This is a genomic window from Streptomyces sp. NPDC007808 (genome assembly GCF_042868655.1).
Taxonomy (GTDB): domain Bacteria; phylum Actinomycetota; class Actinomycetes; order Streptomycetales; family Streptomycetaceae; genus Streptomyces.
The window spans coordinates 1-21,830 of the sequence record NZ_JBIAEQ010000004.1 but is presented as its reverse complement, the minus strand read 5'-3'; the positions used below and the strand labels follow the sequence as shown (position 1 = coordinate 21,830).

The window sequence follows — 21,830 nt, the reverse complement described above, 5'->3', positions numbered from 1 at the left end:
GGCGGCGAGGGCCGGGATCAGGACCGGGGTCGGGGAGGGGGAAGGGGGCGGGGCCGGCGTCTTCTCAGCCGGCCCCCCTCCCGGTCACGTCCGGTACGGGTTGTTCACGGGGTACGGCGCCACCGGCCCGTACGCCGGATCGTGCGCCGGCCCCCCGTACACCGGCCCGTACGCCGGCCGCTGGACCGCTCCGGGAGCCTGGCCGTACGGCTGCCAAGGTGCCGGGGCCGACGCCCCGTACCCGTACCCGTGCCCCGGCCAGGGCTGCGCGGTGGCGGCCGCGTGCTCCAGCGCCGGCCGTGCGATCTCCCGCCGGCGCCACAGCTCCCGCAGCAACTCCCGTTCCCGTCCGACGAAGTCGGCGCCGGCCCGACCGCGGCGCCCCCGGTGGCGCAGGAACGCCAGCGACGTGGCGTACGCCTCGTACCGCGCCACCTCCCGCGCCGCGACCCGTCCGCCACGGCCGCGCGCGTACTGCCGGGCCACCCGCCGCGCGCGCATCGAGCCGAGCACGAACGGCTCGCCGGGGGACAGCCACCCGGCGACGACGTAGGCGGGCAACTCCTCGCGCACGGTCCGCAGCTCGCGCTGCCGGGTCCAGATCACCATCCATGTGAGCAGCCCGAAGGCGGGGACCATGAAGGCCGCGTACACGGCGAAGAACCCGTACTCGCCGAAGGAGGACGAGCCGTTCCACATGGCGTGCATGCCCATGGCGAGCAGAAGCCCGAGGAGGGGAAGGAGGACGCGCCGGGCGTGCTGCCGCTCGCCCGACAGGGCGGCTGCGCCGAAGCCGATGCCGCACAGGACGGTGAAGAGCGGATGGGCGAAGGGCGACATGATGATGCGGACGAAGAAGGTGGCCGCCGTGACGGAGGCGATGCCGCTGTCGCCGGTGAGCTGGTCGGTGCCGAAGGCGGTGCCGAGGTAGAGGATGTTCTCGGTGAAGGCGAATCCGGTGGCCGTGACGCCGGCTATCACCACGCCGTCGACGATCCCGGTGAAGTCCTGTCTGCGGAAGAGGAACACCAGCAGGAGAGCCGCGGCCTTGGCGGTCTCCTCCACGACGGGCGCTATGACGGTCGCGCCGAGGGTGTCCGCGTGCGACGGGTCGGCCGTCGCGGTCGCTATCCACTGGGTCGCGAAGCTGTTGGCGATGATCGCTATCAGCGCCGCCGCACAGGCGCCCCAGGCGAAGGAGAACACCAGGTTGCGCCACGGGCCCGGCTCGACCCGGTCCAGCCAGCGGAAGGACGCGACCAGCAGCGGCACGGGCAGCACGGCGAGCCCCAGCCCGACCAGGAAGCCTTCGGTGCCCGTCTGCTCCCGCACCAGGGCGAGGATGACCAGCCCGGACAGCGCGAGCAGGGTGCTGAGCGCGCCGTAACGCACCCATCGCTTCTGCCACCAGTGCGCATGCCGCAGCGCGCCGTCGCCGGGGCCGGCGGGGCCGGTGGGATGCGTCGGGTACGGGGGACAGGTGGCCACGGCATCGACCCTAACGAGACAGGGGCACCGCCCGCAGCAGCGCGAGGGGCCCGGCGCCGGTGGGGGTGCTGTCGGTGCTGCTCCTACCGCTGTACGCGGCGGAAGAGCAGGTCGTTCACCACATGACCCTTGTCCAGTCCCTGCCCCTCGAAACGGGTCAGCGGCCGGAACTCGGGACGGGGCGCGAAACCGCCGTCCGCCTGGGTGTTCTCGAAGTCGGGATGCGCCGTCAGGACGTCGAGCATCTGTTCGGCGTACGGCTCCCAGTCGGTGGCGCAGTGCACGAGGGCACCGGGCTTCAGCCGGGTCGCGGCGAGGCTGAGGAACTCCGGCTGGATGAGGCGGCGCTTGTGGTGGCGCTTCTTGGGCCAGGGGTCGGGGAAGTAGACGCGCAGCCCGTCGAGGGAGTCGGGGGCGAGCATCTCGCGCAGCAGGATGATCGCGTCGCCGTTGCCGACCCGGAGATTGGACAGTCCGTTGCGGTCGGCGAGATTGAGCAGATTCCCCTGCCCCGGGGTGTGCACGTCGACCGCGAGGACGTTGGTGTCCGGATCCGCGGCGGCCATCTGGGCGGTGGCCTCCCCCATTCCGAAGCCGATCTCCAGGACGACCGGGTTGCCGTTCCCGAACAGCTCACCGAGATCGACGACGCGCTGTCCGTCGATGTCGAGTCCCCACTTGGGCCACAGCCGCTGCAAGGCGTCCGCCTGCCCTGCGGTCACCCGGCTGCGCCGCGGCTGGAAACTGCGGATACGCCGCTCGAAGTGCGACCCGGCCGGATCGGCTCTGGGCCCGTCCGGGAACCGGGGCTCGCCTTTGGCCCGGGTGTGCCGGACGGAGACACCGGGGGTGTGGTCGGGGTGCTCGCCGGGGCCGCCGGGCAGATCGGAGGTCGTGCCGGGCCGGGAGGCTTCGGGGGCGTTGAGGGAGTCAGACACAGTGCGGTCGATTTTACGTCGCCGTCACCGGTCGGCGTCCGGCGACGGCCCCCCTCCGGCGCCGGCACCCAGCCCACCCGGCTCACGCCCCTTCCAGCACCGCCAACGCCCGCCGGGCGACCTCCCGCCCGATCGGCAGGGACGCGGTCGCCGCGGGACTCGGTGCGTTCAGCACGTGCACGGCCCTGGCCCCCTCCCGTATCAGGAAGTCGTCCACGAGCGTCCCGTCCCGCAGCACCGCCTGCGCCCGCACCCCCGCCGCCACGGGCACCAGGTCGTCGGAGGTCACCGCGGGCAGCAACCTCCGCACCGCCTGCGTGAACGCCGCCCGCGACACCGACCGCCGCAGCTCCCCGGCCCCGTACCGCCAGTGCTGCCGCGCCATCCGCCACACCCCGGGCCAGGCCACCGTCGCCCCGACCTCCCGCGGCCGGACGATCCCCCAGCTGTATCCCTCCCGGGCCAGCGCCGGCACCGCGTTGGGTCCGATGTGCACACCGCCGTCGATCCCGCGTGTCAGGTGCACCCCGAGGAACGGGAACGCCGGGTCCGGCACCGGATACACCAGCCCCCGCACCAGCTCGGGCCGCGCCAGCTCGTAGTACTCCCCCCGGAACGGCACGATCCGCGCCTCCGGCTCGTCCCCTGTCATCCGGGCCACCTCGTCGCAGTACAGCCCGGCGCAGTTCACCAGCACCCGCCCCCGCACGACGTCCCCGCGCGAGGTCCGCACGGCGACCCCCAGCTCCGCCCGCCGGTCGACCCGCTCGACCTGCGCGCCGTACCGGATCTCCGCACCCGACGCCTCGGCCAGCTGCCGGGCGACCCCGACGAAGTCGCACACCCCCGTCGTCCCGACGTGTATCGCGGCGAGCCCCCGCACCTCCGGCTCGTACTCCGCGATCTGCGCGGCGCCCAGCTCACGTACCGGAATGCCGTTCTCCCGGCCGCGCTGCACCAGGGCGTGCAGCCTCGGCAGCTCCTCCCGCTCGGTCGCGACGATCAGCTTGCCGGTGACGGCATGCGCGATGCCGTACTCCGCGCAGAACTTGACCATCTCGGCGGCGCCCCGCACCGCGTACCGCGCCTTCAGTGATCCCGGCCGGTAGTAGACCCCGCTGTGGATGACCCCGCTGTTGCGTCCCGTCTGATGCCGGGCCGGACCCGGCTCCTTCTCCAGCACGGTCACCTTCGTGCCCGGCGCGGCACGTGTGATCGCGTACGCCGTGGCCAGCCCGACGATCCCACCGCCGATCACGAGCACGTCACAGTCGTAAGCGATCGCCCGCACCTGCTCCACCTCCCGGGTTCGATAATGCACTGCGCCACTGACAACGCCCTCAAACCACGGTGGGGCGCCCCCGGCGCGGCCCGGGTCGCACATCGGGTGGGTCTTCGGCGCAGCACAGGCACCGGCGGCTCGGACGCGCGAGCCGCCGGTCCCGGGGCGAGGTGGTCATGCCGGGGTCATGAGCAGCGGCCTCGCCCGCTCGCGCAGCTCGACGACCCTCGGCTCGTCGCCGTACGGCTCCAGTCGGTGCAGCAGGTCCTTCACGTACTCGGTGGTACGCGCGGACGATATGCGCCCCGCGACCTCCACCGCCCGCACGCCCTGCTCGCACGCGGCATCGAGGTTGCCCGACTCCAGCTCGGCGACCGCCGAGACGACGAGCCGCAGCCCGTGCGAGCGCACGAAGTCCTCCGTCGGCTTCGACAGCGCCTGCTCGGTGAACCGTCGTACCTGCCGCGGCGCCTTCAGGTCCCGGTAGCACTCGGCGGCGTCCGCGCAGAACCGGTCGTAGGAGTAGAACCCGAGCCACGACGGGTCGTTGTCGCCCTCCCGTGACCGCTCCAGCCAGCCCTCCGCCGCCTTCAGCGCGGCTCCGGCCGCCTGCGCGTCCCCCGCACGCGCATGCGCGCGTGCCTCGACGAGGCGGAAGAAGCTCATGGTGCGGGCCGTGGCCAGGCTCCGGTTGCGTTCCAGGGCCGCCTGCGCGAGGTCGACGCCCTCGTCGCCGAAGCCCCGGTAGGTCGCCTGGAGCGACATCGACGCCAGCACGTACCCGCCGAGGGGCACGTCGGCCGCCGCGCGGGCGAGCCGCAGGGCCTGGATGTAGTACCGCTGCGCGGCCTCCTGCTGCCCGGTGTCGAAGGCCATCCACCCGGCGAGGCGCGTGAGTTCGGCGGAGGCGCCGAACAGCGCCCGGCCCACCTCGTCGGAGTAGGAGCCGAGCAGCAGCGGAGCCGCCTCCACGCGTAAGCACTCGGGCACCATGGACGAACGCCAGTCGCCGCCTCCGTACTTGGAGTCCCAGCGCCTGGCGTCCTCGGCGGCCTCCCGCAGCTTCTGCACATCGCTGTGGCCGACTTTGAGCGGTGCGCCGGAGCTCTCGGACGGGCTCACCTCGCGCGCCACCGAACTGTCGGCCGGGGTTATCAGCCACCGTGAGGCAGGCGTTGCGTATGCGCTCACCGCGAATGATCCGGCCAGCGACTGCCATATGCCGCCGGAGCCGGCGCGGCGTCCGGCGAGGTCGAGACGGTAGAGCTCCGTCGCCGACTTCACCGCCTGCCCGACGTCCCGGGGGAAGGCGAGGCCCACTTCGGGGGCGGGGTCCGCGTCCGCCAGGCCGATCTCGTGGAGCGGCACCGGGCGGCCCAGCTTCTGGCCGATGGCCGCGGCGATGAGGTGAGGCGCGGCACCCTGCGGCACCATGCCCTTCGACACCCAGCGCGCCACCGACGTCTTGTCGTAGCGAAGTGTCAGTCCCCGCTGAGCGCCAAGATCATTGACGCGCCGCGCGAGGCCTGCGTTGCTGATTCCCGCGAGGGCGAGAACGGCGCCGAGTTTTTCGTTCGGCCCGCGTTGCTCCCTGGACATGCGCCACCCCTCGACACAGACGGCTGCCGCGCTGGCATAACCACGCGGCATTCGTAAACCCAGCGTAGTTCGCCGCATCCCAAGCGTTAAGGGGCATTGTTCCGGATGGCGGGATTGTGGTCCGCACTCAAGTGCGCACCCTGCACGCACAGTTGTGACGTGCTCCCGCTGTGTGGCCGTGCGCCCGTCCGTGCGCTCTTCTCCGGCCATCGGGGGAGCGGTTCCATGGCTCATGCGTGGGTCGGCCCGCTGTACTGGATCCAGTGGGCTGGGGGATTCCGCCGCCTTCATCCCCGCGGGCGGCGGAACGGTCCGGGGGGCGTGCCGCGTTCCCCGGACTGCGCGCGTCGGTGAGCACGGCGAGTAGCGCGCGGAAGTTGCACGGTGTGTGCACGCACCCGGCGCCGCAGCGCCGATTTGGCCGAAAATCGACCCCGCCTCCACGGGGTGATTACCGCTCCCACCACGGAACTTGAGGGCGCGAAGGGCGTTCTCGGGGAGCGTATCGGGGGCGCATTCGCATCGCAGGTGGCGCGCGAACCTCCTGGTCCGCCCGGGAGTTCGAACCCCGCACGATCGTCACGGGGGCGCCCGCGCGGGCGCAATTGGGGGAGTTCGAGCGGCTCCGTCGCCGCTCCGGCAGGCGTCCTTCATGGCAGCATGGTGAACCGGTTCGTACGGTGCACTGGTTGTCCACAGCCTGTGGAGGCGGCGATGCGGTGGTTGGTGGGGTGGAGCAGCACCGCCGCGGTGGCCGCCGGGATCGGTTCCGCGGGGGCCACCGGCAGCGAGGGCGAGACCCTGCACCCGGTGGGGTCGCAGCTGTTGTGGGGCGACCCCGACCCGCTGTGGGCGGTCGGCGACTGGCGCCCCGACGAGGTGCGCGTGGTGAAGGCCGACGCGCAGACCCGGATCGCGGTGCTGGGAACCTGCGGGGCGAGCGACGAACAACTGCGGGTCGGGCTGTTCGCCGCGCGCGGCGGGGCGCTGCGACACCTGACGGCGTGGCCCGGCAGTTACACGGCCGTCGTCCAGGTCGGCCGCCGGATCACGGTGTGCGGCGATCTGGCGGGCGCGCGGCCGGTGTTCTACACCCCCTGGGCGGGGGGCACGGCGTACGCGACGGCCGCGCTCCCGCTCGCCGACCTCATCGAGGCCAACCTCGACTTCGGCCACCTCGCCGCGCTGCTCGCCGCCCCCGACGTACCGGCGGCCCTGCACGACTCCACCCCGTACGACGGCGTGCGGCGCATTCCGCCGGGGCATGCGCTGATCCTGCGCACCGGGGCCCGTGAGATCGCCGGGTACGAGCCGGTCGCCTCGCTCGCCGTGGCCGCCCCGACGACGGACCCGGACAGCGCGGTGGACGCCGTGCGCGACGCCCTCGTGGAGGCGGTGCGCACCCGGCTGTCCGCGCCCCGCCATGTTCCCGGCGCCGACATAGACCCGGGCCCGGTGCCGGGGATGGGCCCCGCCGAGCGGCGCGCGGCCCGCGGGATGCCGGTGCCGGGCATCGGCGCCGACCTGTCCGGCGGCCCCGCCTCGGCGACGCTGGCGCTGCTGGCCGCCGGCCTCCCCGGCATGCCGGGCACCGTCCTGGGCCACGGCACGGGCGCGGGGGAACGCCTCCTCGCGGTCACCTTCAACGACCTCGCGGTCGGCGGCCGGGAAGCCGAGCTGGAGCGGGCGGGCGCCCTCGCGGCCAACCCGCGCCTGCACCACGTGGTGGTGGCGGGCGGCGAGGAGACACTGCCGTACGCCGACCTGGAGGGTCCGCTCACGGACGAGCCCGGCCCGAGTCTGGTGACGGCGGCGCGGCACCGGGCACGCCTGGCGTCCGGCAGCGCGGACCACTTCACCGGATACGGCGCCCGCCAGGTCCTGGACGCCCACCCGGCCCGCCTCGCGGACCTGTTGATGGACCGCAAGCGACGGCATCTCGTCCGCCCGGTCGCGGCGCTGGCGAAGGCGGACGGCTCGGTGCTGGTCCCCGCACGCGTGTACGGCGCGGCACGCAAACTCGCCCGCACCCCGTACCGGACGGGCCTGGACTCTCTGGCCGACCGCCTCATGCACCGCCGCTTCGACGAGCCCGGAGGCGCCGTGGGGGCCTCGCTCGCCGCGCTCACCTGGGCCAGACCGGGGCCGGCGGCCCGCTGGCTGACCGGGGAGGCACTGGCCGAAGTATCGGTTCGCCTGCAGGCGGCCACGCACCGCAACGGGGTCGGCCCGGGCCAGCGCCCCGGCGACTACCGCGCGCGTGCGGCCCTCGCCCGGCACGCGGCGGACCTGCGCGTCCTCGAACAGGCCGCGGAGATCCGCTTCCAGCGCCTGCACGCCCCGTTCCTCGACAACCAGGTCGTGCGCGCCTGCCGGACCCTCCCGGAGGCCCTGCGCGTCCAGCCCGGCGCCCGCGCCGCGATTCTCCGTACGGTCCTGGAGGGCGCCGGAGTGGCCGACCTCCCCGTCGGCTGGGGTGCCCCGTCGCACGGGTCGTCGGCGGTGGCGGCGCGTACCGGCATGCGGGTGGCCGCCGACCCGCTGATGTCCCTCTTCGGCACCCCGCTGCTCGCCCAGGCGGGCCTGGTGGAAGCCCGCGTCGTCCGCAAGGCCCTGCGCGCGGCGGCCGAGGGCGAGCCCCTGCCCCTGGACGGCCTGGCCGACCTGGTCTCCCTCGAACTCTGGCTGCGCCGCCTGCTCGCCCGCCGGGGCACCTGCTGGACGGGCACCCCGGCACGCCAACGGGCGGTACCGGCGGGGATCATGCCGCAGCGGGGGGCGTTGGGGGCGGGGGCCGCGGCGCGGCGGGCGTAGGGGGCGTGTGACAGCTCCCGCCTGCTCCGGTTGGCGTCGGGGGTGGCCGCACTGTGTCTCGGGTGTGCTGTGGTGGCGGGTGCCTGTCGGCCCGTGCGCCTGCTTCGGTGGTCTGCCGGTCGGGTGCGTCTCGTACGTCGGGTGGGAGTACGTGAGGTATTGAGAGCCGTTGCCTGCATGTTCGCGCCCGGACGGCGAAGCCGAGATCCGACCGCTCGTGTGCCTGCTCATGGCGCCGCCCCCGGCTCGGGGCGACCACCGGTTACCGCGTTGTCAGGCATCACGTCGGTGCATTGCCCACCAGCCGGCCACAAGCGCGGCCGCCGCCCACAGGGCGGTCACGGCGAGACCTGCCCAAGGGCCAAGTCCTCCTGCCGGGTCCTGGTGCAGGACTTGTTGCCCAGCGCGGTCGGGAAGGTATGCGGAGGCGCCCTCGGCGATGTCTCCGACCACGAAGGACACGATCAGAATGAAGGGGATGAGCAGGCTGAGCACCGCGACGGCGCTGCGCAGGAGGAAAGTGAGTCCCGTAGCGAACAAGGCCATCAGAGCGAGGTAGATCCCCCCGCCGATGCAGGCCCGCAGGGCTCCGGGCTCACCGAGGCCGATGGCGTACTTCCCCAGGAACGCCTGGCCCGCGAAGAAGGTGGTGAACGCGGTGGCGAGTCCTACGACGAGGGCGGCGGTGGCCACGACTGCCGTCTTGGCCGCGTAGAAGAGACCCCGGCGTGGCACCGCCGACAGGGAGATCCGAAGGGCACCGCCCGTGTACTCGGAGGAGACGGCGGTGGCCCCGAAGGCGATCGCGGCGATCTGCGCGAAGTTGATCGCGTAGAAGGCTCCGAAGACGGGATCCCCGCCGTCTTCCACCTCTGCGCGGCCCACGGTGGCGAAGACGAGCAGGGTGATGGCGAGCGTGGCTGAGAAGACCGCGAGGAGTGATCCGAAGCTCGCCCGGACTGACCTGATTTTGATCCACTCGGAGTGGAGCACCGCGGTGACGGACATGGTCAGGCCTCCTGTGGGCTGGTCGGGGACGCGGGGGCCACGGCGGTGAATTCCGCCTCGGCGGCCGTGAGAGAGAGGTAGGCCTGCTCCAGGGATGCGCGTACGTCGGTGAGTTCGAGGACGGGGACGCCCTCGCGTGCTGCGGCGGCTCCGATCTGTTCGGCTGTGGCGCCGTCGACCACCCATCGGCCGTCGGCCTCTTGCGCGACCGTGTGCCCCTGGGCCAGCAGTACGGCCCGCAGTCGGATGGGGTCACTGGTGCGTACGCGTACGCGCGGGTGGCTGTGCTGTTCGATGAAGTCCTGGGTCGGGATGTCGGCGAGGAGTCGGCCCTTGCCGAGGACGACGAGATGGTCGGCGAAAGCTGCGGTCTCGTTCATCAGGTGGCTGGAGACCAGGACCGTGCGGCCTTCGCGGGCGAGCCGGCGCAGCAAGTGGCGGATCCAGATGATTCCTTCCGGGTCGAGGCCGTTGGTGGGCTCGTCCAGCATGAGGACGGGTGGATCCCCGAGGAGCGCGGCGGCGATGCCGAGCCGCTGACGCATGCCGAGCGAGAAGGTTCTGATACGGCGGTGTGCGACCGCGGTGAGACCGGTGTTCTGAAGGACCTCGCATACCCGGCGTGCCGGGAGGCCGTTGCTGACGGCGAGGAAGCGCAGATGGTCCCGGGCACTGCGGGAACCGTGGGCGGCCTGCGCGTCCAGGAGGGCGCCGACTGCGCGCAGGGGCTCGCGCAGCGTCGCGTAGGAGTGGCCGCCCACCGTGGCGGTTCCGGAGGTGGGGCGGTCGAGGCCCAGGACGAGTCGCATGGTGGTGGACTTTCCGGCGCCGTTGGGCCCGAGAAACCCGGTGACCCGACCCGGCTCGATGCTGCACGTCAGACGGTCGAGGGCCCGGGTGCCGCCGTACTCCTTGGTCAGTTCTTTGACGTCGATGCTGGTCATGGCCTCAGCGTGGTCGGGCAGGCGCGGGCAGGCATCCCCCGCCCGAGGGGAGCGTCTCCCTCGCACGGGGGAGTCGGCGGCGCATGCTGCTCTGCCACGATGTCGGCATGCCGGGCCTCCTCCTGCCGCTGACACGTGCGGTGACCTACACCCGCTGGCTGCACATGCTGGTGGGCGCGATCGTGCCGTTCGCCTGCGCCATGGTCTATCCGGGATTGAGCAACCCGTCACCGCACGACTGGGGGCTGGTCGCGGTCCTTCCCATCCCCCTGGCCATAGCCGTCGGCATGGTGCCCTCAGTCCGTCATGCTGAGGGGTTGCAGGCGCGGCTGATGCTGTTTCCCGGGCCGCACGCACGCGTGAAGAACGACGAGGACCCTGGTGTCTCCACCGCTTTCTCCGCTTCGTGGACCGACCGGGCGAGAACCGGTGTTTGGCTGGTCCTGCGTCTGGAAGCAGGGCTCGCCCTCGCACTGGTGACCAACACCTTGCTGACGCTCGCGCTGTCCCTTGCCGGGGCCGCCGGGGAGCCCGGCCTCGGCGACCCACTGCTGAACGATGCGGGTGCGGGCTGGGGACATGTCCTGCTGGCACCGGTGCCCGTGCTGGTGCTGGTCATGGTGGCCGCTGGTGCGGGGGCTCTCATGGCCCAGGCTGCTCGCCGGCTGCTCGGGCCGTCGGTCAAGGAGCGGCTGACCGAATTGGAGAAGCGCACCGAGCAGCTGCTGGAACGCAACGAAATCGCACGGGAGTTGCACGACACGCTGGGCCACGCGCTGACCTTGGCCGTGGTGCAGGCCGGTGCCGCCCGGGCGGCAAGCGACCCGGATTTCACCGACCGGGCACTGGAGGCAATCGAGGAAACGGGACGGGCCGCGTTGGAGGACCTGGACCGCGTCCTGCTCGTTCTGCGCGACACAGGACAGCCGGCTGGCGCACGTCCGGCTCTCGACGAGGCGGGCCGTCTGCTGGATTCCGCGCGGTCCTCGGGTGCGCAGGTCGACGCCGAAGTGACCGGGCCGTTGGAGCACCTTCCGGGGCCGGTCTCCCGCGAGGCCTACCGGATGCTTCAGGAAGCCCTCACCAACGTGCTGCGGCACGCGGGCCCCGTCCGTATCGGTGTGCGCATCACCGCCGAGGCAGCGCGGCTGCGGCTTGAGGTACGCAATCCATTGCCCGACCCGGCGCCGATGGCCGGCACGGGCGGTGGCAGAGGGCTGCGAGGGATCCGTGAGCGTGCCGCGCTTCTTGGGGGCGAGGCCCGGGCGGGACAGCACGGCGGCCACTGGTTGCTGCGCGTCGATCTGCCGCTGTAGTTGATCTAGGCTGACCGGATGCCGCTCACCGTTCTCCTGGTTGACGACGAGCCGCTCGTACGGGCCGGACTGCGCGCCGTGCTGGAGGCTCAGCCGGACATCGAAGTGGTGGGCGAGGCCGCCGACGGCGCCGCCGTGATCCCCTTGGTACGGCAACTGCGCCCCGGCGTCATCGTCATGGACGTACGCATGCCACTGATGGACGGCATCGAGGCCACGCGGACGGTGCTGCGCACCGTGCCGGACCCGCCGAAGATCGTGGTGGTGACGACCTTCGAGAACGACGAGTACGTGTACGGGGCGCTGCGCGCGGGCGCCGACGGCTTCCTGCTGAAGCGGGCACGGCCGGCCGAGATCGTGCACGCCGTACGGCTGGTGGCCGAGGGCGACTCCCTGCTGTTCCCGGCAGCGGTACGGCAGCTGGCTTCCTCCTACGGCCGGGACCACGGCAGTACCGCGGCCCGGACCGCCATGGAACGTGCCGCACTGACCGAGCGCGAGGGGGAGGTGCTTCGTCTCATGGCACAAGGCCTGTCGAACGCGGAGATCGCCGCGCGTCTGGTGGTGGGGACCGAGACCGTCAAGTCGCACGTCAGCGCCGTACTGGCGAAACTTGGCGCACGGGACCGCACTCAGGCGGTCATCGCGGCATACGAGTCCGGTTTCGTCTCCCCAGGCTGAGGATCGGGCGGCGATCGGCGACGGTATCGGGCCTCGTCCTGCTCGTCGGGGCGGACGCCGATCGAGCCACCGACGAGGTCGGCCCTGTCCGTCAGTCCGAGGTGCCGTCGTCTTCCTCGTGCAGTTCTGGCGCGTCCGGGTCGCGCAGCGGGCGCAGGCCCTGGCGGGGGCCGCCGGCCTTGATGGTGCGGGACTGGGCGGTACCTCACCTCACACCCCTACGTGGTGCCGCGACTGGCGCCTGCCGGCCGCGCCCCGTACCCCGTCCCGGCCGCGGCCCGCCTGTCCCGGTCCCGGCCGCGCCCGACTGTCCCGGCCACCCGCCCACCACGCGACGCGACCAGCCTCCTCACACGCAGCTGAACTTCGACTCCGCCCAGTCCGCGAGGAGCAGGGTGTCGACCGTGCTGCGCGGCTCCACCACCAGCCGTACCGTCTCGCGCCCGGCGAGGTTCACATGGACCGGCACCGCCGGGTCCCCGCCCTTGAGCGGCCCGGACCGCCACAGCCGGACGCCGTCGGCGTGGACGGAGAAGGAGAACGCGCCGAGCCCCAGGGCCGAGTCGTCGACGCCGACCAGCGCCTCGTAGGTGGAGCACTCCCGGTTGAGGTCGATGGTGACGGAGGACCGGCCGTGCACGGTGACGCCGTGCGTGTACCGCTTGCCGGCGATCGACACGCCGCCGTACCGCTGCCACACCCAACTGCTCTGGCCGATCCGCATCTCCGGCGCGCCGCCGTCGCCCGCGATGTCGTACGACAGCTCGCTCCACTGGTAGACGGCAGGGGCGGGCGGGGGAGCAGGCGCGGGGGGCGGGGGCGGCGTCGGTGTGGGGGTCGGCGCCGGTGTGGCCGGAGGCTTCGGACGGGGCGTGGGTGACGGGGTTCCGGTCGGTGTCGGTGTGGGCGTCGGCTTCGGCCCGACGGCGGGGGCGATCGCCGGGGGGCGCGGATCGGGTTCCTTCGCCGACGGCTTCGGTGCCCTGGGCGTCGGTGCCGGTGTCGGTGTCGTCGGCGGTCCGGCCGGCGGGGTGTCCTCGACGACGGGAGTCGGCACGGAGGGCTGCTTGGCGTCCTCCCGGCCGGCAGGTGTGTCGCCGCCGGCCAGCCCGAGCACGATCGCCGCGGCCACGCCCACGGCGACCACTCCGGCCGCGATCCCGGCCTTCAACGGCGCGCCGAGCCCCTCGGAGGCCACAGCGCCGCTGCTCGCTCCACCGGACGAACCACCGCCGGTCGCCCCGGCCCCGCCTGACGCCCCGGCCCCGCCCGACGAGCCGCCCGACGAGGCCGCTCCCGCGGCACCGGCCGCGCCCGCTCCGGCACCACCGGCGATGAGCCCGGCCGCCTTGGCGTACCCGGCGGCGCCGAACCAGCCGATGACCGCGACCGGCACGACGGCGGGGATGCCGCCGGCGACTTCCTTGATCTGGCCCGCGGCCAGCCGACACCTGGCGCACTCCTCCAGGTGCTTGCGCAGCCCCCGCTCGGCACGGGCACGCAGGCTGCCCCGGGCGTAGGCGCCGAGCCGGTCGGCGTAGCGGGCGCACCCCTCGTCACCGGCGAGGCTTGCGCTGACATGGGCCTGGAGGTAGGCCTGCTTGAGTCCCTCGCGGGCGCGGCTGGCGAGCACGCGCGTGCCGTTGGCGTCGAGCCCGAACAGCGTGGCGACCTCGCTGGGGGACTCGTCCTCGACCTCGGTGTGCCACAGCACCGCCTGCCAGCGCTCCGGCAACGACCGGAAGGCCCGCATCGCCAGGGACCGTTCGGCCTCGTGCATCGCCCGCACGTCCGCGCCCAGGTCGACGGTGTCGTCGTCCGGGACATCGCGGGCGCGCGCCGACTGCGCGGCGAACACCGCGAAGTCGTCGACGAGTTGCTCACGCCGCGCCGACCGTGTCCAATCGGCCGCGGCACGCCGGATCGAGGTCAGCAGATACGGGCGTACGGCGTGCTCGGGACCGGAGCCGCCGCGTACCGCCTGGAGCATACGGGCGAAGACCTCGGCCGTGAGGTCGTCGGCGGTGTGGGCGTCACGGCAGCAGGTGCGCGCGTAGCGGCGGACCGCCTCCGCGTGCCTGAGGTACAGCTCCTCGTACGCGGTGTCGTCGCCGGAACGCATCCGCCCGACCAGGTCGGCGTCCGAGGGAGGCAGCCGGCGTGGCGACGGCAGCGCGCTGTCCTCACGCCGGTCGCGCTGGGCCGGGACACCGCCCCCGGCGCGCCCCTGCGCGTGTCCTCGTGTGCGGCCCTCCGCGGCACCGCCGCCCGGCGGCAGGTCCGCTCGTCCGCCCTGACTCGGCACCTGCGGAGTCGACGAGTCATCGTCACCGTGCGACTCGTCCCGCCCGTCAACACTCATCGCGGAAAGCCCCTGCCGCCAGCTCCACCAGTCCAGGCCACCGGGTCAGGGTGCCACATGGGCTTCGGGTCCCGATCCATGCGTACGGACATCCACCCGTCCGTGGGGCCTTCCCGCCGGGCACCCCGGCAGTACCGGGCCAAGTCCGTGAAGTCCCGCCCGCCCCGCGGCGCCTGGCACACTCTCCGCTGCTTGACGGGCGGGGGAGGCGCCCTCTCGCCGAACCGCCCGAAAGGGTCACGTACCACCGGTACGAGTGCTTCCGCCCGGCACTCCCGCAGCCTCGGACCGGGGGCAGCCCCAGAGCACGCACCGGACCCCGCGCCGCCCACCCTCCGGGCGGACGACAGGATTTCGCGGACAGGACCTGCCCGCGCCGGTACGGGCTGGGCTCAAGCGGCCCTGCCTCGAAGGGAGTCGAGTCAGGCGGCCGCATCGCCCGGTCGTGCCCGCCGCGGTGTGCGAGGCGAGGACGGCGCAGGGCCCGCCCCGCCTCTGGGTCACTCCGGCACGCTCACGACCGCCCGCCGACTCACGCCTGGGGCCGCGACCGCAGCCCTTCCAGCAGGATGTCCAGCAACCGCGCCGACGCCGCCGCCTGCTGCGCCGCGTCCGGCAGCGAGGGCGCCGCCGTGGCGATCACCAGCAGGACGTCCGACACCGACACGTCGGCCCGCAGCTCGCCCGCCGCACGGGCCCGCTCCACGAGCTGGCCCACCACGTCGAGCAGCGCCGCCGCCCCCGCGTCGTCCACCGGGTTCGCCGTCACCACCGCGGGCGGCTCGGGCACCAGACGCAGCTCACCGGCGCCCGGCTGCATCCGCTGCTGAGGCACCCGGGCCTCGTCGAGTGCGGCACCGTCCTCGGCGACCCCGACCCGCAGCACCTGCGGCGGCAGCAGCCGACCGGCGCCCGAGGCCACCGACGTGCGCAGGAAGCGCGACAGCGCCGACCACGGCTCGTCCTCCTGGCCGAGCGCCGCCCGCGCCTGGTCGGTCAGCCGGGAGGTCTCCTCCTCGGCTATCCGCCGCACCAGGACGTCCTTGCTCGGGAAACGCCGGTACACCGTCCCGACGCCGACCCGCGCGCGCCGCGCCACGTCCTCCATCGGCGCGCCGTATCCCAGCTCGCCGAAGACCTCGCGCGCCGCACGCAGCACGTGCTCCAGATTGCGCTGTGCGTCCACGCGCAGCGGCGTCGTACGCGAGTTGTCCCCGCGTCCGTGGCCCGCAGCCGCGCCTATCGTGCCGCTCACCGCTCCGCCGCCCGGTGCGATGGCGGACGCGGTGGACCAACGAGAATCCTGAACATGCATAAGCGATCCCCCGGTAATGACGTCTCCCCCCGGAGACTCCCCGTCATTGCAAGCCGGAGCGTCGCGGAACAAGCCCGGACAACGAGTTCGCCCTGTGTGACTCGCGGACTCGAAGAGCGCATCCCCCTACACCCCGTCGACACACGAACATAGTTGAGAGGGGGTCAATTCAGAAGGGGCAGGTTCCGCACAGAGCTCCCCTCCATCGGAGTACGGGTCGTTTACGCCCAGATTGCGCCACCCGCGATCCCCCGGCGCACACCCCTTGACCTGCGGACTTTCCCTGCACTCCGGCATTTCGGCCAAATCGCGGCAGCACCGGCCCCCGGTCACACAAATTGTCGAGCCTGTGGACAAACGCAAGCGTCGGGTGCGTCATGGGATGGTGAAGGAACGTGCGCGCATTCTCGTTGTCGGCGGCGGCTACGTCGGGATGTACACGGCCCTGCGTCTGACACGGAGACTCAGACAGGAACTCGCGCGGGGCGAGGCCGAGATCACGGTGGTCACCCCCGACCCGTACATGACGTACCAACCGTTCCTCCCCGAGGCGGCCGCCGGGTCCATCTCCCCACGTCACGTCGTCGTACCGCTGCGCCGCGTCCTGCCCGGCTGCCGGATCATCATCGGCGAGGCCACCGTCATCGACCACGCACAGCGCACCGCGACCCTCACCACCCTCGCCACCGAGGAGGAGGGCACGGGCACCGAGCAGCTGTCGTACGACGAACTCGTGCTCGCCCCCGGTTCCGTCTCGCGCACCCTGCCCATCCCCGGCCTCGCCGACCACGGCATCGGCTTCAAGACCGTCGAAGAGGCCATCGGCCTGCGCAACCACGTAATCGAGCAGATGGACATCGCCTCCTCCACCCGCGACCCCGCGATCCGCGACGCGGCCCTCACCTTCGTCTTCGTCGGAGGCGGCTACGCGGGCGTGGAGGCACTCGGCGAGCTGGAGGACATGGCCCGGTACGCCACGCGGTACTACCACAACGTCCGGCCCGAGGACATGAAGTGGGTCCTCGTCGAGGCATCGGACCGCATCCTGCCCGAGGTCGGCACGGACCTGGGCCGCTACACCGTCACCGAACTGCGCCGCCGCAACATCGACGTACGCCTGGGCACCCGCCTCGACTCCTGCGCGGACCGCGTGGCCGTCCTCAGCGACGGCGCCCGCTTCCCGACCCGTACGGTCGTCTGGACGGCCGGCGTCAGACCCCACCCGATCCTCGCCGCGACCGACCTGCCCCGCAACGACCGCGGCCGACTGAGGTGCACCCCCGAGCTGGCCGTCGAGGGCACCACGCACGCGTGGGCCGCCGGAGACGCCGCGTCCGTCCCCGACGTCACCGCCGGCGAGCCCGGCGCGCAGTGCGCCCCCAACGCCCAGCACGCCCTGCGCCAGGCGAAGGTGCTCGGCGACAACATCGTCCACTCCCTGCGCGGCGAGCCCCTGGAGACGTACGCGTACTCGTACGCGGGTTCGGTCGCCTCCCTCGGGTTCCACAAGGGCGTCGCACAGGTCTACGGGCGCAAGCTCAAGGGCTACCCTGCCTGGTTCATGCACCGCGTCTACCACCTCAGCAGGGTGCCGACCTTCAACCGCAAGGCCCGCGTCCTGGCCGAATGGACGCTGTCGGGACTCTTCAAGAGGGAAGTCGTCTCCCTCGGTTCACTCGAACATCCCCGAGCGGAGTTCGAACTCGCGGCCGGTGGAAAACATCCCCACAAGCCGGAAGGCGACCCGAAGGGGTCGTCCTGACCGGACCCAGGAACTCCACCGACCGGGCAGGCGTCTGACGGGTGTCGGCCAGGTCGGCCGCACTGCCAGACTGACCCCGAACCGATCCCGACCCTGGACGACCCACAGTGCTGCAACCCCGGGGTGCCGCCCCGCAGACCCCCGGCCCGGTCCGGAGCTGGCCGAAGACGACGACACGAGGCAAGGATTCGTGAACTTCACGCGCTGGAGCGCCCGGCTCCCCGGAACGCAGCGCCGCGCCGCAGCGCGGACCGAACCCGCGGCGGCGGTCGCCCAGGACCGCCGGGGAGAGAGCCCGGGCGCCGTCCCCGCCGCCCGTGCCGAACACCTCACGGACGACTCCCGGCCCGTCCCCGCCCTGGACGAGCTGCCGGTCCGCGAGGTCCTGGACCGCATCCCGTCGCTGGTCGCCCTCGTCCACGGCACCGACCACCGCCTGGCGTACGTCAACGACGCCTATGTGACGGCCTTCGGTGTACGCCTCCCGGGTGAACCCGCGCGCGAGTCCCTCCCGGAACTGGCCGAACTGGGCCTGCTCCCCCTCCTCGATCAGGTCCTGCGCAGCGGCAGGCCCCGGACCCTCAAGTCCCGCAAGGCCCCCGGCGGCCGCTCCTACACCTTCACCTGCACCCCCGTGACGGAGGGCGACGGCGGTGTCCTCGTCTTCGCCACCGACGTCACCGACCACGCGGAGGCCGCCGAACGCCTGCGCGCCAGCGAACGCCGCCAGCGCGAAACAGCCGTCACCCTCCAGCGCTCGCTCCTCCCCCAGGAGCTCGAACAACCGGACGACCTGCGCATCGCCGCGACCTACCACCCGGGCGGCACGGAGGCCGCGGTCGGCGGCGACTGGTACGACGTGATCACCCTCGGCGGCGGCCGCACGGCCCTGGTGATCGGCGACGTGATGGGCAGAGGCGTACGGGCGGCGGCGGTCATGGGCCAGCTCCGTACGGCGGTGCGCGCCTACGCCCGCCTGGACCTCCCCCCGCACGAGATCCTGCAGCTCCTCGACGGCCTGGCCATGGAGATCGACGCCAACCAGATCGCCACCTGCGTCTACGCCATCCACGACCCGAACGAGGGCCGCCTGGTGTACGCCTCCGCCGGCCACCTCCCGATCCTGGTCCGCGACGAGAACGGACAGGTCGAACGCGCCGACGAACCCACCGGCCCGCCCCTCGGCACCGGCGGGTGGATGCACGCGTCCGGTTCGATCGCCCTGAGCCCCGGCTCCACGGCCGTCCTCTACACCGACGGCCTGGTGGAACGCAGGGACGAGGACCTCGACGAGGGAATCGCCTCCCTCGAACGAGCCCTGGCCGGCGCGACCGGCACCCCCCAGGTGGTCTGCGACCGCCTGGTCCGCAGCGCGGGCGTCACCGCGGACCACGACGACGACGTGGCGGTCCTGGTCCTCCAGCACCCCGCCCGCACCGGCCCCGACAGCGACCTGTTCCGCAACGCGGCCCTCGAACTCCTGGGCGGCGTGGAAGCCGCCCCCCGAGCCCGCGCCTTCGCCTCCGGCGTCCTGACGAGCTGGCGCTTCCCCGCGGACCTGCACGACCTGGGAGTCCTGGCGACGAGCGAGCTGGTGGCGAACTCCCTCCAGCACGGCACACCCCCCATGCGGCTGCGCCTGCGCCGCACCGACCGCCGCCTGATCATCGAGGTCACCGACGGCGACGACCACCTGCCCCGCCGCCGCAGAGCCGAACCGGGCGACGAATCCGGCCGGGGCATCGCCATCGTCGCCACCATCGCCTCCGCCTGGGGGTGCCGCCGGACACCGGGTGGCGGAAAGGCGGTGTGGTGCGAGTTCGTCCTGCCGGGAGGCGGGAACCGCAGCTCGTAGCAGCCGGCCCGCCGTGCGGCGGCGGCAGCCTCAGGCGTGGGTGGTGCGGGCCTGCCCGGACGGCGACGCGGTCCCCTGCGCCACCACCCGGCTCCTGGCCGACGACGGCTGGTCCTGAACGGCGCTGAGCTGCCGCCCCAACCGCAACGCGAGATAGGTGATGGCCAGCGAGAACCCGAAGAACGTCACGACGTACGGCCCGTGCAGCGCCGCCCCCATCGGGCCGCCCACCGCCGGCCCGACAGCCAGCGCGAGCTGCTTCACCAGGGCGAAAGCGGAGTTGTACTGGCCGGCCATGCCCTCCGGCGCCAGATCGGCCACCAGCGGAGCCACCGTCGGCGAGAGCATCGCCTCACCCAGCCCGAACAGCGCGTACGTCGAGACGAAAGCAGCCGTGGCCATCGCCTGACTCGCATGACCGAGCCCCGCATACCCGGCCGCGACCCAGGCCACCGCCCAGATCAGCCCCACGGCCGCGATCACACGGGACCGCCTGCGCCGCTCCACGAACTTCAACACGGCGAACTGCGCCACCACGATCATCGCGGTGTTGGCCGCCAGCGCGGTCCCGAGCGCCGATGTCGAGACCCCGGCCGCCTCGACCCCGTACGCGGCGAGCCCCGACTCGAACTGCCCGTAGCAGGCGAAGAACAGCACGAAGCCCAGCACGCACAGCTGGACCATCGCCCGGTTCCCGAGCAACTGCTTCCAGCTGCCCTTCACCGACCCACCGCCCGGCGCACCCTCGATCCGGGGCGCGCGCGGCATCCGGACGGTCGACATCACCACGACCAGCAGCAGGAACATCGCCGCCTCGATCGCGAACAGCACAGTGAAGGACGAGACACTCGACGTGTCGACGAGGTGCCCGCCGATGAGGCCGCCGACCCCGAGCCCCAGGTTCTGCAGGAAGAACTGCATCGCGAACGCCCGCGACCGGGTCTCCGACGGCGAGCAGTCCACGATCATCGTCGCGAGCGCCGGCTGCATCACGGCCTGCCCCGCCCCGAGCGCCGCCGCCGACAGCAGTACGGACACGGCGTCGCCCGCGAGCCCGAGGCTCAACGACCCCAGCGCGGCGGTGACCAGAGCGGCGAGCAGCACCGGCAGCGGGCCCCGCCGGACGATGGCCCGCCCGGCGAACGGCAGCACCACCAGCGCGGCCACGGCGAAGACGGCGAGGACCAGCCCCGCCGTCATGGCACCGAGCCCTCGTACCTGCGCGACATAGACGTACAGGTAGGGGACGGTGAAACCGAGCCCGAACGCGCTGAGTGCGTTGCCCACGTGGATCCGGCGCATCGCTGCGCCCATCGCCCTGGTCACGTTCACCTCTCTCGCTATAGATGTGAAGACTTCAAAGCTAAACTTCGAAGCTAAACAGTACACACTGAAGGACTTCAACGCCAAGCAAGCCCATGCGATACTCGGCCCATGGGCGACCCCTCCGGCCTCAGCGAGCCGACCCTCGAAGAGCAGATCGCCGCCTACCAGCGCGAGTTCCAGGACCTCGACCCCCAGGTCGAGAAGATCGTCTCGGCGCTGTCCCGCCTGAACCGGCGCATGAACGTCGCCTACGGCCGCCAGACCGCGGACCTGGGCATCAGCAACGCCGAGTGGGAGGTCCTCAAGGCCCTGGTCCTCTCGGGCGCCCCCTACCGCCTGGGTCCGAGCGACCTCGCCAAGCGGCTCGGCCTCACGCCGGCCGCCATGACCCACCGGATCGACCGCATGGTCGCCGAAGGACTGGTGACCCGTGAACGGGACGAGTCCAACCGTGTCCGGGTCATCGTGGAGCTGACCGGCGAAGGGCGCGAGAAGTGGCTGGAGGCGATGAGACTTGCGACGGTCTTCGAGGAGGACCTGCTCCAGGACCTCTCTCCCGAGGAGCGCACCGCTCTCGGCGAGGTCCTCACCCGCCTGCTCCGCAGGGTGGAGCACGCCCAGCCGGACGCCGGCGGACGCCTCACCGACCTCGACTGACGTGGCTCCTGCCGCCGACGGCAAAAGATCTTGACAGAGGGTGCTTGACACCCCCCGCCTCGATCCGTAGAGTTCTTCGGGTTGCCGCGGAGCCGTAACGGTTCTGCGAACAGCACCTCCCGCCGCGTAAGCGGCAAACCAAACCATCAGCACGATCTCCCGACGGGGTTGATTTCGGCGTGCCCGAATTCAATTCGAATTGGGACTCGGCGGCCCGATTGGGAATCGCCGAGAGGATCCGCTAAGGTTTGAGACGTCGGAACGGCCCAACAGCCGCGAAGACAAGCCCCGCTGACTGGGAGTCAGACCCGAAAGGATCTGATAAAGTCGGAAGCGCCGGAAAGGGAAACGCGAGAGCGGGAACCTGGAAAGCACCGAGGAAATCGGATCGGAAAGATCTGATAGAGTCGGAAACACCGAAGGGAAGCGCCCGGAGGAAAGCCCGAGAGGGTGAGTACGAAGGAAGCGACCGTTCCTTGAGAA

The 21,830-nt window shown here is 72.4% G+C and carries 15 protein-coding genes; 6 read left to right on the top strand and 9 right to left on the bottom strand.

Translation table 11 applies throughout. The features are described from left to right. Positions 1 to 84: 84 nt before the first annotated feature. The 4 genes from ACFYNL_RS15825 to ACFYNL_RS15810 form a co-directional block, all read right to left on the bottom strand. Positions 85 to 1,488 carry a PrsW family intramembrane metalloprotease gene (locus ACFYNL_RS15825; protein ID WP_388802811.1) on the bottom strand — a complete coding sequence of 468 codons (1,404 nt, stop codon included), beginning with the start codon at positions 1,486 to 1,488 and terminating at the stop codon, positions 85 to 87. A gap of 83 nt (positions 1,489 to 1,571) precedes the next feature. After that, complete coding sequence (gene trmB / locus ACFYNL_RS15820) at positions 1,572 to 2,426, bottom strand: tRNA (guanosine(46)-N7)-methyltransferase TrmB (RefSeq protein WP_388802808.1); 855 nt, start codon at positions 2,424 to 2,426, stop codon at positions 1,572 to 1,574. An 82-nt stretch (positions 2,427 to 2,508) separates the two neighbouring features. Continuing rightward, complete coding sequence (gene lhgO / locus ACFYNL_RS15815) at positions 2,509 to 3,717, bottom strand: L-2-hydroxyglutarate oxidase (protein WP_388802805.1); 1,209 nt, start codon at positions 3,715 to 3,717, stop codon at positions 2,509 to 2,511. 165 nt (positions 3,718 to 3,882) lie between these two features. Then, positions 3,883 to 5,307: an MFS transporter gene (locus tag ACFYNL_RS15810; protein WP_388802802.1), complete on the bottom strand. Its 1,425-nt coding sequence runs from the start codon at positions 5,305 to 5,307 to the stop codon at positions 3,883 to 3,885. A 714-nt stretch (positions 5,308 to 6,021) separates the two neighbouring features. Between ACFYNL_RS15810 and ACFYNL_RS15805 the strand changes: the two genes are divergently transcribed. Beyond that, positions 6,022 to 8,121: an asparagine synthase-related protein gene (locus ACFYNL_RS15805; protein WP_388802800.1), complete on the top strand. Its 2,100-nt coding sequence runs from the start codon at positions 6,022 to 6,024 to the stop codon at positions 8,119 to 8,121. 273 nt (positions 8,122 to 8,394) lie between these two features. Here the strand turns inward: ACFYNL_RS15805 and ACFYNL_RS15800 are convergent, their stop codons facing one another. Further along, positions 8,395 to 9,129 (bottom strand): ABC transporter permease, encoded by a 735-nt coding sequence (locus ACFYNL_RS15800; RefSeq protein WP_388802797.1) that lies wholly within the window; start codon positions 9,127 to 9,129, stop codon positions 8,395 to 8,397. 2 nt (positions 9,130 to 9,131) lie between these two features. Next, a complete protein-coding gene (locus ACFYNL_RS15795; protein WP_388802794.1) occupies positions 9,132 to 10,073 on the bottom strand; it encodes an ABC transporter ATP-binding protein in 942 nt (313 codons plus the stop codon). A gap of 107 nt (positions 10,074 to 10,180) precedes the next feature. Here ACFYNL_RS15795 and ACFYNL_RS15790 point away from each other — a divergent pair, with 107 nt between their 5' ends. Beyond that, a complete protein-coding gene (locus ACFYNL_RS15790; RefSeq protein WP_388804539.1) occupies positions 10,181 to 11,389 on the top strand; it encodes a sensor histidine kinase in 1,209 nt (402 codons plus the stop codon). An 18-nt stretch (positions 11,390 to 11,407) separates the two neighbouring features. Further along, on the top strand, positions 11,408 to 12,070 hold the full coding sequence (locus ACFYNL_RS15785; protein WP_388802792.1) for a response regulator: 663 nt from the start codon (positions 11,408 to 11,410) through the stop codon (positions 12,068 to 12,070). A 349-nt stretch (positions 12,071 to 12,419) separates the two neighbouring features. Here the strand turns inward: ACFYNL_RS15785 and ACFYNL_RS15780 are convergent, their stop codons facing one another. After that, positions 12,420 to 14,432 (bottom strand): sigma-70 family RNA polymerase sigma factor, encoded by a 2,013-nt coding sequence (locus tag ACFYNL_RS15780; RefSeq protein WP_388802789.1) that lies wholly within the window; start codon positions 14,430 to 14,432, stop codon positions 12,420 to 12,422. Positions 14,433 to 14,964: 532 nt separating this feature from the next. After that, positions 14,965 to 15,747, bottom strand: coding sequence for a TetR/AcrR family transcriptional regulator (locus ACFYNL_RS15775; RefSeq protein ID WP_388802786.1), 783 nt, complete (start codon positions 15,745 to 15,747; stop codon positions 14,965 to 14,967). Between the two features lie 382 nt (positions 15,748 to 16,129). Here ACFYNL_RS15775 and ACFYNL_RS15770 point away from each other — a divergent pair, with 382 nt between their 5' ends. Further along, positions 16,130 to 17,509, top strand: coding sequence for an NAD(P)/FAD-dependent oxidoreductase (locus ACFYNL_RS15770; RefSeq protein WP_388802784.1), 1,380 nt, complete (start codon positions 16,130 to 16,132; stop codon positions 17,507 to 17,509). Positions 17,510 to 17,699: 190 nt separating this feature from the next. Further along, positions 17,700 to 19,364 (top strand): SpoIIE family protein phosphatase, encoded by a 1,665-nt coding sequence (locus tag ACFYNL_RS15765; protein WP_388802782.1) that lies wholly within the window; start codon positions 17,700 to 17,702, stop codon positions 19,362 to 19,364. 30 nt (positions 19,365 to 19,394) lie between these two features. On the opposite strand, the gene ACFYNL_RS15760 is transcribed toward ACFYNL_RS15765, so the two are convergent. Beyond that, positions 19,395 to 20,666, bottom strand: a complete 1,272-nt coding sequence (locus ACFYNL_RS15760; protein ID WP_388804537.1) for an MFS transporter — start codon at positions 20,664 to 20,666, stop codon at positions 19,395 to 19,397. A 132-nt stretch (positions 20,667 to 20,798) separates the two neighbouring features. Between ACFYNL_RS15760 and ACFYNL_RS15755 the strand changes: the two genes are divergently transcribed. Then, a complete protein-coding gene (locus ACFYNL_RS15755; protein WP_388802779.1) occupies positions 20,799 to 21,347 on the top strand; it encodes a MarR family winged helix-turn-helix transcriptional regulator in 549 nt (182 codons plus the stop codon). The last annotated feature ends 483 nt before the right edge of the window (positions 21,348 to 21,830 follow it).